The sequence below is a fragment of the Poseidonibacter antarcticus genome (genome assembly GCF_003667345.1).
Classification (GTDB): Bacteria; Campylobacterota; Campylobacteria; order Campylobacterales; family Arcobacteraceae; genus Poseidonibacter; species Poseidonibacter antarcticus.
This window is the reverse complement of record NZ_RCWF01000001.1, coordinates 140,778-154,594: the sequence shown is the minus strand read 5'-3', so window position 1 is coordinate 154,594 and position 13,817 is coordinate 140,778. Positions and strand designations below refer to the sequence as shown.

Genomic DNA, 13,817 nt, shown 5'->3' with positions numbered 1-13,817 from the left:
AAAATATGAAAAATGAATTAATAGAGCAAATAAAAGAGTTAATTAAGATTAATAAAAATGAAACAATTGATATTAATCCTAATTATCTTGAATATTTTCAAATAGAAGAATTAGAAGATATTATAAAACAATTAAATGATAGAAAAGAAAGTATATCGTCAATTACATCGAGTTATTTAGATGAAATTTATGAAAAAACAAAAAAAGATGAGATATAATTATTATATAAAGGATTACAAGTGATAAATTGGCAAAATGTAAAAACTCAATTAATAGATTTTTTAAAAGATGAAGTGAATAAGTCAGGTTTAGAAAAAGTTACGGTTGGATTATCAGGTGGATTAGATTCAGCTGTAGTAGCAATACTTTGTAAGGAAGCTTTTGGTGATAAGGTAAACTGTGTTCTAATGCCTTCTCAATTTTCATCACAAAGTTCAAGTGAACATGCTATTGAAATTTGTGAAAAGTTTGATATTAAATATGAGATTATTTCAATCGCACCTATGGTTGAATCTTTTATAAATAACATGGATGGTGATAAATTAAGAATTGGTAATTTTTCAGCAAGAATGAGGATGGCAGTATTATATGATGTATCTTCACGTGAAAAATCTTTGGTAGTTGGAACTTCAAATAAAAGTGAATTATTACTAGGATATGGAACAATTTTTGGTGATATTGCTTGTGCTATTAATCCAATTGGACAAATGTATAAAAGTGATGAGTTTGAGTTTGCAAAATCATTAGGTGTTGTTGATTCTATTTTAACAAAAGCTCCTAGTGCTGATCTTTGGGAAGGTCAAAGCGATGAGGATGAACTTGGTTATACATATAAACAATTAGATGAAGTGTTAAAATTATTTGTAGATGAGAAAAAAACAAAAAATGAATTAATTTCTTCAGGATTTGAGAAAAAACTAATTGATATGATTGATTATAAAATTAAATCAAATGCTTTTAAAGGTAAATTACCAATTATTGCAAATATTAAGTGGAGTTAGGAATGAAGAGAGATATTGCTATTTACAAAGCATCTTTAGATAATGAAGAATTAACCCAAATTAGAAGCGTATTAGAATCAAAAGATGACTTATCAAAAGCTATTGAATTTGAAGAAAATATGATTAAATTTATTGGTTCTAAGTATGCTGTTGCTACAGCTACATCGACTGCTGCTATTCATCTTGCTTTAAGTGCAATAAAACTTAAAAGAGGTGATAAGATTCTGATGTCTGTAAACTCTTTTGTAAATTTACCTGAAGTTGTAAGACACTTCGATGCAGAACCTGTATTTATTGATATTAATATGGAAGATATGAATATTGATGTTGATAAGTTTGAAAAAGCTTTAGCCCAAAATGAATCAAAAAAATTAAGAGGTGCAATTATTACTTTTGTTGCAGGGCAAACTCCTGATCTAGATAGAATTTATGATATTGCACAAAAATATGGGATTATATTAATCGAAGATTGCCGATCTGCTCTTGGGGTTACATATAAAGGGAAAAGAGTAGGTAATTTAAGAGCAGATATGACGATTTTTTCTACAAATCCTTCTAATAGTAAATATGCGATTTCAAGATCTGGTATTATTATTACAAATAATGAAGCCATTGCAAATAGAGCAAAACTATTAAGAACACACGCACTTACAACTACTTATGATAGTTATGGAAACTTAGATTATGTATATGATGTAGTTGATATTGGACATAAATATGATTTATCAGAATTAGATGCAGCGTATGCTTTAGCACAACTTAATAAAACACAAAAATTTATTAAAAGAAGAAAAGAAATTGCAAAGTTATATGAAAAAAGATTAACAGGGGTTAAGCATATTACAATTCCTCCATATAAAGATGAGCATATATTTACACAATTTATAGTAAAAGTTTCTAGAAATAGAGATGCATTTGCAAGAGCTTTAAAAGAGAGAGGAGTAGCTACTGGACTTAACTATATTCCTTTACATCTTTTATCTTATTATAAAACAAAATATTCTATAAAAATTACAGCATTTTCAAATGCTTTAAATAATTATCAACAAATACTTTCATTGCCAATGTATGCAGGTTTAACAGATGAAGAAGTTAATTATGTATGTGATCAAGTAATTGATGTAGCTTCTGAGTGGATTTAATTTAACTTGAAACAAAAATTATACTTATGGATTGAAGATTATCTCTTCTTTCCAAATACCTTGCAGCAGGTTATTGCTTATTTATTATTACCACTTACTTTTATTTATATGCTTATTATTCTTATAAAACGTGCATTTGCAAAAGAGATTGATTTTGGAATACCTGTTATTTCTATTGGAAATATAATTGTAGGTGGAAGTGGTAAAACACCAATTGCAATAAAAATAGCAACTTCATATGAAAACTCTTGTGTAATATTAAGAGGTTACGGAAGAGATTCAAAAGGTTTATATGTAATATCTCATAATGGTAATATTTTAGAAGATATAAGCATTAGTGGTGATGAAGCAATGCTTTTAGCAAAGTCTTTACCAAACTCTTCTGTAATTGTAAGTGAAAATAGAATTGAAGCAATTAAAAAAGCAAAAGAATTAGGCTGTAAAATTGTATTTTTAGATGATGGATTTTCAAAATACAATATTAAAAAATACAATATTCTTCTTCGTCCAAAAAAAGAACCAACAAACTTTTATTGTCTCCCAAGTGGTGGATATAGAGAACCCAAAGGCTTGTATGCATATGCAGATTTAGAATTAAAAGAGGGTAGGGATTTTAATAGAATTATAACTATTAAAAAAGTTGGTGATGAAGTTACTAAAGAAGTTAAGTTAAATGGTAAAACTATTGTTTTAACTGCCATTTCGAAACCTAAAAGACTTTTAGAATTTTTGCCAAAAGATACAGAGCTATTAGCTTATCCTGACCATCATACTTTTTTGGCTACTGAAATAGAAGAAATAAAAGAAAAATATAAAAACTATCAAATAATAACTACAGGGAAAGATTTAGTAAAACTTGAAACTTTTAATATAAAAAATTTATACCTGATGGATTTAGATATAAAATTAGATAAAAGTGTAGATTTTTCTACCATGAAAGAGTATATAAAAACATATGAATAAAATATATTACATAGATGAAGAAGCTTTATTTCATTTGGATTCAACGAAAAAAACTAACTCTTTTTTATGGAAAATTATGTACAAAAGAGTAAAAAGAAATCTAAATAAAGAGCTAATAAATATTCAAACTTTAAAAGAAATTATTTTTAATAAAAATTTAATTGATAGTGCTACTTTTAATGCACCTTTACCAAATATAATGGTACAAAAAGGTTCAAATTGGTATTTAGATGAAAATGATAAAGAACTTTTTATCCCAATATCTTTAAGTTTTTCAAATGATAAAGTAAGATTTGATCTTGTCTTAATTGATGGTGAAATTGATATTAGAAATGTAGAAATGAATGAGGATAAAAAAGTACTAAAACACAATCCTATGTTACTTTTAAAAAATTTAAAAGTCTTAGAATTGTGTTTTGAGTTATTATTAGATCAAGTTAGAAGTGCTTGATCTTCTTTTACTATATGACCTACAAATTTAGACATATTATTTAAAATTTTCTCACCACGTCTAAATCCTAAACCACAAGCTTCATAAGCGTAAAATACACCAGCTTGGTATGTAACACCATTACTATCAGTGTTTAACTCTACATACTCTTGATAAATCGCTTTATGACCTTCATATTCGCCAGAAGTTTCTACATCAATACTACCATCTTCATTAATGATTTTTGTATTTGCACCTTCTCGTCCAAAACATCTTTTTTCAACTTGTTTTTTTCCTTCTAAAGGTTCAAAAGAAGTTTCAAGTAAAAGAGGGTGATTTGGATACAAATCCCAAAGAATTTTCATAAAACCTTTTGATTGGAACATCAAAGTATAAGCAGGATTAAAAATAATCGCTTTTTTCTCTTTAATAATTTCTGCTAAAATAAGTGCTAATTCACTCTCATCAATAGCTATATCTTCCCAAGGAATTAGTTTGAACCAAAATTCAAAACTTTCATCATCTTTAAATATACCTTCATCATTAAACTCGACTTTATCAATATATTCAAAATCAGTATTAAATCCAGCTTCTGTAGCAATATGTTGTAAAAGTTTAGTTGTGTTTTCATCTTCTTGTGAGCTTGAAATTGAAGAAAATAGCATTTTCCAACCTAAATCTTTATAATACTCTTCAAAATTTTCAATATCTGAATCTAAAGTTATAATTCTTTTAAAATTATCTTTTAGTGCATCATAAAGATTGTTGAATTGACTAGCTTCATTTAAGCCATTTGCTTTTAATAAAGCCCATTGAATAATAGCAGTTTCAAAAAGTGAAGTAGGAGTATCTGCATTAAATTCAATTAGTTTAATAGGTGCACCATCAAGTCCCCCTGCTAAATCAAATCTTGAATATAAATGCCAATGAACATCATTTTCCCATGATTCTTTTATAGTTTCAACTAAATTAAAAGGGATATTTATTTCATGAAATAAATCATTTTCTATTACATATTCACCAGCTTCACAAAACATATCATAAAGCTCATTTGTAGCCTCATAATATGCATTTGCTTCATCTTCACTAAGTTGCACAACTTCATTTGCAATATATGATGAATTATCTTCATCCGTATGCCATACAAAACCAATTGATTCTAAATACTCATCTGTTAATGGCTCTAATTTTAATAAATTCATTTTTATCCTCCAAAAGATGATGATCTAGTTTTTGAACTAGAATTATTACTTCCAAAGAAGCCACTTTTTTTAGTAGCAGAGGAAGATTTTCCAGCTGAACTATTTGCTTTACTAAAAGAACTTTGTGATTTACTATATGTTGAAGGAGATTTATATTGTGCTTTTCTTTGATTTTGGTAGTTTTGGTTTCCAAATAACTTATTACCAATAAATGAACCTAACATTGCTCCTGCTATTGATGACATTAAAATTCCACCAAGCCCTAGTCCAGAACTTGCTTCCTCTGAATTTGGGTTTGTTAAACCTGATGTACCATTATCAATTTTTCTTTCTTCCTCTTTTACAAGAGCTTGAATTTCTTCTTGAGTTAGAATTCTTTCTGTTCCATCTGGTTTTCTTAAAACGATTGTTGTTTTTGATGCAGGGAACTCATCAACAATTGCATATTTCCCATCTGTTGATTCTTCAATAACTACAAAAGCTGCTTGTCTTTGACTAGCATTTGCAAACGCATCACTTTCTTGAAAACCTTGTTGATTATTTGATTTATCTTCACAACCAATTAACCCTGATACTAAAATTGCACCTAATCCACCAACTACCGCATAATTTGATATTTTTTTAATATTATTATTCTTTTTCAAAACTAATAATCCTTTTTTACTTTTTGTTCTTTATTAAGTTGAGATATATTACTAAATTCTTGCTATAAATTAGATGAAGAGATATTTCAATAATAATTAGCTATTATATTTTCTGAATTTTTTAATAAAGGCTATATTTGGAAAATATTTATATCATAAGTGATGTTCATGGTTGTTATAAAAGCTTATTAGCATTGATTGATAAATTACCAAATAAAAAGAAATCTAAAATATGTTTTGTAGGTGATTTAGTTGATAGAGGAGATAACTCTTATGATGTAATCAAGTTTATAATGGATAATAATTATGACCTAGTTTTAGGTAATCACGAAAAAATGTTCTTAGAATACTCTTCTATGCTTGAAAATGATAGAAAAAATGATTCCTTAAAACACTGGCTTTTTAATTGTGGAGGAGAAGAAACTTTAAGTTCATATAGTTCAAAAAAAGAGTTTCATAAACAATTAGATTTTTTGAAATCTCTGCCATTATATAAAGAATATAAAAACTATAAAACAAAAGATGGAAGATATTTAGTAGTTAGCCATTCATCCCTAGGAAAAGCATGGGAACTACGAAACAGTAAAAATAAAGACGAAAAAAATAAATTTGAAGCACAAGTACTTTGGAGTAGATATAAAAATCATAATAACAATAAAATATTCAATGTTTATGGACATACAATATTTGATGAACCAGTACTAAATAAATATAGTGCAGCAATCGATTTAGGATGCTATAAAACACATGATAAAGTAAAAAACCCAAGATTGTGTGCTTTGGAATTTCCAAGTATGAAAATCTTTACTCAGAGGAATTTGGAAGGGTAAAATGAGTATGATTACAGTATCTGAGATAAAATAAATTTATGAAAATAATAAATAAATTTTATTTGTTTAATTACTTATTTTTTTGTATATTAGATAGTTTTATATAAACTATTTAGAAAGGAATATATGAACAAAAGTTCATATTAAATCAATTTATGCTCATTATCAATACTCTTATTCCAATTTTTTGTTTAATCATCGTAGGATACTTTTTTAAAAAGATACAATTTCCAGATGAAAGTTTCTGGAAACATTTAGATAAATTTAACTATTTTGTTTTGTTTCCATCTCTTTTATTCTATAAACTTTCTACTGCAAATATTAAGAATATTTTAACTTTTGATTTTATTCTAATAGGTCTTGTAGCAATAGCAACAACTTCTATTTTTTTAATTATTTTAAATAAATTTATGAGAGTAGAAAACAGTTCTTTTACTTCTATTTATCAAGGTGCAATACGATTTAATGTATATGTTTTTATAGCACTTTCTAGTACATTACTAAGTAATGAAAGTTTTGTAATGGGTATGTTACTTATGGCTTTTGTCACTCCATTCATCAATATACTGTGTATATCAATTTTTTCTTTATATATACCAAAAAATAAAATATCAATAGTATCATTTTTAAAATCTATAATGAAAAATCCATTAATTGTTTCTTGTGTATTAGGTGTAAGTATTAATATATCTGGATTTTCTCTACCAACTATTTTAGAAAATGCATTATCTATAGTTAGCTCAGCATCATTACCAATGGGACTCTTGTCAATAGGTGTAGGACTACATTTATCTGCTTTAAAAGATACAAAAATGTTATTATTTATTTCTTCATTTTCAAAGCTAATTTTACTACCAATTATTATGTATATTTTATGCTTACTATTTGAAATTAATAAAGATATTACAATGTTAATGATTCTTTTTGCAGCTATGCCAACAGGCTCTGCTTCGTATGTTTTAGCACGTCAATTAGGTGGAGATTTAAAACTAATATCTTCAATTATATCGATACAAGTTGTTTTATCGATATTTACAATCTCTTTTGTTCTTTGGATATTTGGTATTTAATACTAGACTTACAAATGAAATATCTCTTATTTTCATTTGTAAGTATTTAAGTTTTTATTCTTTCTTTAATCCCTTTCTCATAGCTTCACTAACTTTTTCATCTACTTTTTGCTTAGTAAAATACTCAAAAGCTAAAACACCTTGATAAAGTAGCATATCTTCACCGTCTTTTATTTCAAGTCCATTTTCTTTTGCTAGTGCTAAAAATGGTGTTATTTTTCCATATACACAATCAAAAGCGTATTTTGCACTTTTAAATAATGTTTGTAAAAGTTCTTTATCACATGGCAAATATTCATCTTTAAGTCCTGCGCTTGTTGAGTTTACGATTAAGTCGAATTCTTTTTCTTTTACTTCTTTTTCAAAATCTTCCCACGAATAACAATTAATTCCTTCATTTTTGAAAAACTCTAGTTTGCCTTCGCTTCTATTTAAAACTGTTACTTCGATATTATTTTCTTGTAAGGCAAGGGCAATTGCTTTTGCAGTACCACCCGCACCAAGTAATAAAACTGATTTAACTTTTCCAAAAGATTCTATTGCTTTTAAAAATCCTGGAGCATCTGTATTGTAGGCGATTACTTTTCCATTTTCATTTATATATGTATTTACTGCTTTTATTCTTTGTGCTAAGCCTCTTACTTCATCTGCATTTTTATATGCAAACTCTTTATGTGGTACTGTGATATTTGCACCTTCATAATTGTTTTGTAAAAAAGTCTCTTTTATTGTGTTCCCATCTAGTAATTGATGTTTTTCATATATACCATTATAATCCAAGCTTTCAAATCCTGCATTTTGCATTTGTGGTGATTTTGAGTGAGCTACTGGGTTTCCAAAAATTACGAATTTTTCTTGTTCTTTTGACATTTATATTACCTTTTTAAATTTATGTTAAAGTTTTGCTATTAGATTAAATATTGGGTATTCTTTTTCATTTCTTTTATCTATTAATACTATTGTATAATCGATTATTTCAAATCCATTTTTTATTAATAAATTGCATAATTCATCTTTTGAAAAACCAAAATGAAAAACTCCTTCATTTTTATGTTTACTATGAAAGCTCCCATCTTCTTTATCCAAATCATTTATACATAAAAAACCATCTTTTTTAAGTGATTTTTTACATTCTTTTATAAAAATTGAAGTATCTTCTAAATGATGAAGAGCCATATTTATAGTGATTAAATCATTAGAGTTTTCTTTGAAATCTTCATTATGAATATCGTGTTTTATTGCTTTGATATTATCAAATCCGAGTTTTTGAATTTTTTCATTAAATGTATCAACCATTCCTTTTGAATAATCCATACCTAAAACTTGATTTTTTTCATTACTTAAAGCAATTGACACAAGACCTGTACCACATCCATAATCTAAGATATTAATATTTTTTTCAATATCTATAAATTTTTGTATATTTTTAACACACGCTTTTGCAATTGCGACACTTGATGGCTTTGAATCCCATGTTTTAGCTGCTTTATCAAATCTATTCAAATACTTTCTCCAAATTTTTTAACTTTTATTATATAATATTTTGACTTTACAGTTAAAAAACTTAACGATTACTAAAAACAGGATAAAAAAATGAATGAAATATTATCTATCTTTACCAATACAAACGATGGAAATTTAGCTTATCACGTAGGAGATGAAAGATCAAACGTAGATAATAATAGAAAAGCTTTAGCATTAAAATATAATTATGATTATAAAGAACTTGTTTCAATGAATCAAACGCATGGAAACAATGTTCAAATAGTAAGTTCCAAATCACCTAAAATAATTGATGATTGTGATGGTTTAATTACAAATGAAAAAGATTTACCTTTATTAGTAATGGTTGCTGATTGTATTCCAATATTATTGCACGATGAAAAAAAAGGCGTAATATCTGCACTTCACGCAGGAAGAAACTCAACTTTTTTAAAAATTGCAAAAGTTGCTATAAATAAAATGAAAGAAGAATTTTCTTGTAACCCTTTGGATATAAAAGCTACTTTAGGTCCAAGTATTCAAAAGTGTTGTTATGAGGTAAGTGAAGATTTAGCGAATATTGTTAAAACATCTTTTGGAAAAGAGTTTGTAGATGGAAGAAATATAGATTTACAAGCAATAAACAAATCAATTTTATTAAAAAATGGTGTTGCAAATATTACTATTAGTGATATTTGCACCAAATGTGGTAGTGACAAATATTATTCATATAGAAAAAATCCTAAAACTGGAAGGTTTGCAGGTCTTATAAAGTTGTAATTATGTAGTAAACTTAAATTAAAATTTATTTATAAAGTAATTCAAATATTTATTTTATATAAGTTTCTTTTTGTTACAATTTGATAAATAGATTTAATATCATAAATTTAAAGGATTATTATGAGTAATAAAGTAACAAAAAGTGAAGCATTAGATTATCATAGAGTTCCAAAACCAGGAAAAATCGAAATTGCTACTACAACAAGATTAGAATCACAAAGAGATTTAGCTTTAGCTTATACTCCAGGTGTTGCATTTCCATGTGAAGAAATACAAGCAAATCCAGAATTAGCGTATGAATATACAGCAAAAAGAAATTTAGTTGCAGTTATTTCTAATGGTACAGCAGTATTAGGATTAGGAAATATTGGCGCAATAGCTTCAAAACCTGTTATGGAGGGTAAAGCTGTTTTATTTAAAAAGTTTGCAGCTGTTGATTCTTTTGATATTGAAGTTGATGAAACAAATATTGATAAATTTTGTGAAGTTGTAAAAGCAATTTCTCCAACATTTGGTGGGATTAATTTAGAAGATATTAAAGCTCCTGAATGTTTTGAAATTGAAAAAAGACTTGTAGAAGAACTTGATATTCCTGTTATGCATGATGATCAACACGGAACTGCTATTATTACAACTGCGGCACTTATGAATGCTTGTGAAATGATGGGTAAAAAATTAGAAGATATGAAAGTAGTAGTTGTAGGAGCTGGTGCTGCTGCTATTGCTTGTTCTACTATGTACAAGGGTGCAGGAATTAAGAATCTAATTATGTGTGATTCTAAAGGTGTTGTACATTCAAAAAGAAATGACTTAAATAAATACAAATTAGAGTTTGTAACAGACAAGGCTACAACTATGGAAGAAGCCTTTAGCAACGCTGATATGGTTCTAGGACTTTCGCGTCCAGGAAGTTTTACCAAAGAGCTTGTTTCTTTAATGGCTGAAGAGCCAATTGTATTTACATTGGCAAATCCTACTCCTGAATTATTTCCAGAAGAGATAAGTGAAGTTAAGCCAAAAGCAATTATTGGTACAGGACGATCTGATTTTCCTAATCAAGTAAATAATGTACTTGGTTTCCCTTATATTTTTAGAGGTGCATTAGATGTTAAAACTAGAAAAATTAATATGACTATGAAAATAGCAGCAGCAAAAGCAATTGCTAATTTAGCAAAAGAGCCTTTCCCTTCTGAATTAAAAGCTTTATTTGGAGATTTATCTTATGGGAGAGAATATATTATTCCAACACCATTTGATAAAAGACTTATAGTTGAAGTATCATCAGCTGTTGCAAATGCAGCTGTAGAAACAGGAGTTGCAAGAGTTAAAGAGTTTAACTTGGAAGAGTATAGAGAAAAACTTTCTCATATGCTATAGGTAAATTATCTATTAATCAATAAAATGCTATGATTCGAGAAAATTTTTAAATGAGAAGAATACAGGACATCCATGGACGAATACATACTTTTAATTGATACAGAAGACGCAAAAGGTTTGGTATACAATATTTCAAAAGTACTTTTTGCTAACCACTTAAATATAGAACAAAATACTGAATATGTTGATAAAAATACAAATAAGTTTTTTATGAGAACAATAATTTCTGGGAAAATTTCTCAGAAATTATTATTAAAAGAATTACAAGAGGTATTACCTCCAAATTCAGAGATAAAGTTAAATAAAAAAGCTAAAAAAAATGTAGTTATTCTTGCAACTAAAGAATTTCATGTTTTAGGTGATTTATTAATCAGATATATAGATGGTGAATTAAATGCAAATATCAAAGCTGTTATTGCAAATCATGATAACCTAAAAGGTTTAGTTGAAAACTTTGATATTCCTTTTATACATATAGATGCTGAAGGTTTAACAAGAGAAGAACATGAGGGAAAGATTATTGAAAAAGTTAAAGAATATGAACCTGAACTTATTGTTCTTGCAAAATATATGAGAATTTTAACTCCTAATTTTGTTGAAACTTTTCCTAAGCAAGTATTAAATATACATCACTCTTTCTTACCTGCATTTATAGGTGCAAATCCATATAAACAAGCTCATCAAAGAGGTGTTAAGATTATTGGTGCAACGGCTCATTATGTTACAAATGATTTAGATGAAGGTCCAATTATTGCTCAAGATGTAGTAAGAATCGATCATACATATTCTTGGCAAGATATGAGAAAAGCAGGACGTAATGTAGAAAAAATTGTATTATCAAATGCTTTTCAAATGTTACTAGATGATAGGGTTTTCGTACATGGAAATAAAACGGTGATTTTATAATGTTTAATCTTGTTTTATTAGAACCTAGAATACCTGGAAATGTTGGAACTATTGGAAGACTAGCTTTTGCAATGGATTGTACTTTGCACCTTATAAAACCTTATGGTTTTGGTGCAATTACAGAAAAAGAAGTTAGACGTGCTGGACTTGATTATTGGTTTGAATTAGATGTAAGAGAATATGATAATATTGAAGATTTTTGGGCAAAAAATCCATTTTCTCCTAGACACTTCTTCGCAACTACAAAAACAAAAAGAAATTACTTTGAAGCAAAATTTGAAGTAGGGGATTACTTTTATTTTGGACGCGAAGATGCAGGTTTACCTATTGAAGTTTTAGAAAAAAGAGAAGAGGGTTGTATTACAATTCCTATGACAAATGAAGCTAGAAGTTTAAATATGGCTAACTCAGTTTCAATTATTGCTTATGAAGCATTAAGACAAAATTATAAAGATTTCAAGTAAAGATAAATAATGTTTAATATATTGGTTTTAGAAGATGACGAACTATTTGCAAATACGCTAGAAGACTTTCTTTGTGAAGAAGGTTTTAGTGTGGATTTAGCTTTTGATGGTGAGGAATGTCTTAATTTAAATTATGAAAAAAATTATGATTTGTATATTTTTGATATAAATGTACCTAAAATCAATGGATTAGATTTATTAAAACAATTACGTAGTGCAGGAGATGAAACTCCATCTATATTTTTAACATCATATAAAGATAAAGATACTTTGCACGAGGGTTTTTTAAATGGTTGTGATGATTATATAAAAAAACCCGTTGATTTAGATGAACTTATTTTACGAATAAAAGCTTTATTAAAAAGAAATAAAAAGCAATTTGATATTGTTGAATTAAATTCACATTTAACATTTAATCCTACAACAAAAAGGATTTTAGATGATAATAAAGATTTAAATCTTCCTATAAAAATTTCAGAGCTAATAGAATTATTTATTGAGAATAGAGGTTCAATTGTTACAAAAGAGATGATTATTTCAAAGCTTTGGAATATTGATGAAGACTATAGTGAAGGTTCAATACGAGTTTATATAAATCAAGTTAAGAAACTTTTAGGAAAAGAGTCTATTCATAATATTAAAGGTATTGGATATAAAATTGAATTCTAAGAAAAAAGATTTTTTAATTTCTATTTCTATTATATTTACTTTTTCTCTTGTTATAATTTTATATGTTAATTATGTTTTAATCTCAGTATTTGGTTTAAATCAAGATAATTTCATATATATAATAATTCCTTTATTAGTTCTTGGGATTATTATTTTTCTTAGTTTTACTTCAAGTATTTTAAAACCTTTATTTACAAGTGATGATAATTTACAAAAGAATTTAAAAGAAACTATCCACGAACTAAATATCCCAGTTTCAACTATCAAAATGAATACGCAGCTTTTAGAAAAGAAAATTACAGATGAAAAGAGTTTAAAACGTCTTAATCGTATCAAAGAAGCTTCTAATAATCTTATTAAATTATATGAAGATATGGAATATAATATCAAAAAAGAAATAGATAAAATTGAAAAGCAAAACTGTTTTTTAGATGAAGTTATTGCAAATTCTATAAATAAATTTGATGATATTAAAAAAGATACTATTATTAAATCAAACGTTCCTGATATAAAACTTTTAACTGATACAAATGGTTTTTTAAAAGTAATTGATAATCTTATACTAAATGCAATAAAATATAATACAAAGCAAGATCCTGAAATTGATATTAGCTTTAATGATAATATATTATCAATATTTAATAAGGGTGAAAAAATTGATACAAAAAATTTACTTATAATTTTTGATAGATATTATCAAACAGACCCTTCACATGAAGGTTTTGGTTTAGGATTAAATATTGTAAAAGAGTTTTGTGATAAAAATAAGATTATTATTAAAATAGATACACATCCAAATGGTAATACATTTAATTTAAATATTAAAAATATAATCGCTTAAATAAGAAATAAGATAA

The 13,817-nt window shown here is 26.8% G+C and carries 17 protein-coding genes; 13 read left to right on the top strand and 4 right to left on the bottom strand.

Annotated features, from left to right (window positions below):
* Positions 1-5: 5 nt before the first annotated feature.
* Genes D9T19_RS00795 through D9T19_RS00775 form a run of 5 tightly spaced genes read left to right on the top strand, consistent with a single transcriptional unit; the run spans position 6 to position 3,557 of the window.
* Complete coding sequence (locus D9T19_RS00795) at positions 6-218, top strand: hypothetical protein (RefSeq protein ID WP_121626292.1); 213 nt, start codon at positions 6-8, stop codon at positions 216-218.
* Between the two features lie 21 nt (positions 219-239).
* Positions 240-1,001: an NAD+ synthase gene (locus D9T19_RS00790; protein ID WP_121626291.1), complete on the top strand. Its 762-nt coding sequence runs from the start codon at positions 240-242 to the stop codon at positions 999-1,001.
* Between the two features lie 2 nt (positions 1,002-1,003).
* Complete coding sequence (locus D9T19_RS00785) at positions 1,004-2,143, top strand: DegT/DnrJ/EryC1/StrS family aminotransferase (RefSeq protein ID WP_121626290.1); 1,140 nt, start codon at positions 1,004-1,006, stop codon at positions 2,141-2,143.
* Between the two features lie 6 nt (positions 2,144-2,149).
* Positions 2,150-3,106: a tetraacyldisaccharide 4'-kinase gene (locus D9T19_RS00780; RefSeq protein WP_121626289.1), complete on the top strand. Its 957-nt coding sequence runs from the start codon at positions 2,150-2,152 to the stop codon at positions 3,104-3,106.
* Positions 3,099-3,557 carry a hypothetical protein gene (locus D9T19_RS00775; RefSeq protein ID WP_121626288.1) on the top strand — a complete coding sequence of 153 codons (459 nt, stop codon included), beginning with the start codon at positions 3,099-3,101 and terminating at the stop codon, positions 3,555-3,557. Before D9T19_RS00780 ends, D9T19_RS00775 begins: the two co-directional genes overlap by 8 nt.
* On the opposite strand, the gene D9T19_RS00770 is transcribed toward D9T19_RS00775, so the two are convergent.
* Positions 3,539-4,738 (bottom strand): glutathionylspermidine synthase family protein, encoded by a 1,200-nt coding sequence (locus tag D9T19_RS00770; RefSeq protein WP_121626287.1) that lies wholly within the window; start codon positions 4,736-4,738, stop codon positions 3,539-3,541. The genes D9T19_RS00775 and D9T19_RS00770 overlap by 19 nt on opposite strands.
* A 2-nt stretch (positions 4,739-4,740) precedes the next feature.
* Positions 4,741-5,382: a UPF0323 family lipoprotein gene (locus tag D9T19_RS00765; RefSeq protein WP_121626286.1), complete on the bottom strand. Its 642-nt coding sequence runs from the start codon at positions 5,380-5,382 to the stop codon at positions 4,741-4,743.
* A 137-nt stretch (positions 5,383-5,519) separates the two neighbouring features.
* Here D9T19_RS00765 and D9T19_RS00760 point away from each other — a divergent pair, with 137 nt between their 5' ends.
* Together D9T19_RS00760 and D9T19_RS00755 are read left to right on the top strand one after the other, a co-directional pair.
* Positions 5,520-6,212: a metallophosphoesterase gene (locus D9T19_RS00760; RefSeq protein WP_121626285.1), complete on the top strand. Its 693-nt coding sequence runs from the start codon at positions 5,520-5,522 to the stop codon at positions 6,210-6,212.
* A 155-nt stretch (positions 6,213-6,367) separates the two neighbouring features.
* A complete protein-coding gene (locus D9T19_RS00755; RefSeq protein ID WP_121626284.1) occupies positions 6,368-7,282 on the top strand; it encodes an AEC family transporter in 915 nt (304 codons plus the stop codon).
* 54 nt (positions 7,283-7,336) lie between these two features.
* Here the strand turns inward: D9T19_RS00755 and D9T19_RS00750 are convergent, their stop codons facing one another.
* Both D9T19_RS00750 and D9T19_RS00745 read right to left on the bottom strand, forming a co-directional pair.
* Positions 7,337-8,152, bottom strand: coding sequence for a shikimate dehydrogenase (locus tag D9T19_RS00750; protein WP_121626283.1), 816 nt, complete (start codon positions 8,150-8,152; stop codon positions 7,337-7,339).
* Positions 8,153-8,176: 24 nt separating this feature from the next.
* Positions 8,177-8,785, bottom strand: a complete 609-nt coding sequence (locus tag D9T19_RS00745; protein ID WP_121626282.1) for a class I SAM-dependent methyltransferase — start codon at positions 8,783-8,785, stop codon at positions 8,177-8,179.
* Positions 8,786-8,875: 90 nt separating this feature from the next.
* On the opposite strand from D9T19_RS00745, the gene pgeF reads away from it, so the two are divergent.
* The 6 genes from pgeF (at position 8,876) to D9T19_RS00715 (ending at position 13,801) form a co-directional block, all read left to right on the top strand.
* Entirely contained in the window at positions 8,876-9,544 is a 669-nt protein-coding gene (pgeF, locus tag D9T19_RS00740; protein WP_121626281.1) for a peptidoglycan editing factor PgeF, read from the top strand.
* 120 nt (positions 9,545-9,664) lie between these two features.
* Positions 9,665-10,921 carry a malic enzyme-like NAD(P)-binding protein gene (locus D9T19_RS00735; RefSeq protein ID WP_121626280.1) on the top strand — a complete coding sequence of 419 codons (1,257 nt, stop codon included), beginning with the start codon at positions 9,665-9,667 and terminating at the stop codon, positions 10,919-10,921.
* Positions 10,922-10,993: 72 nt separating this feature from the next.
* Positions 10,994-11,827, top strand: coding sequence for a formyltetrahydrofolate deformylase (gene purU, locus D9T19_RS00730; protein WP_121626279.1), 834 nt, complete (start codon positions 10,994-10,996; stop codon positions 11,825-11,827).
* Positions 11,827-12,291, top strand: a complete 465-nt coding sequence (locus D9T19_RS00725; protein WP_121626278.1) for a tRNA (cytidine(34)-2'-O)-methyltransferase — start codon at positions 11,827-11,829, stop codon at positions 12,289-12,291. The genes purU and D9T19_RS00725 overlap by 1 nt, the downstream gene beginning before the upstream one ends.
* 9 nt (positions 12,292-12,300) lie before the next feature.
* Positions 12,301-12,960, top strand: coding sequence for a response regulator transcription factor (locus tag D9T19_RS00720; protein WP_121626277.1), 660 nt, complete (start codon positions 12,301-12,303; stop codon positions 12,958-12,960).
* Positions 12,950-13,801, top strand: coding sequence for a sensor histidine kinase (locus tag D9T19_RS00715; protein WP_121626657.1), 852 nt, complete (start codon positions 12,950-12,952; stop codon positions 13,799-13,801). The genes D9T19_RS00720 and D9T19_RS00715 overlap by 11 nt, the downstream gene beginning before the upstream one ends.
* Positions 13,802-13,817 lie beyond the last annotated feature (16 nt).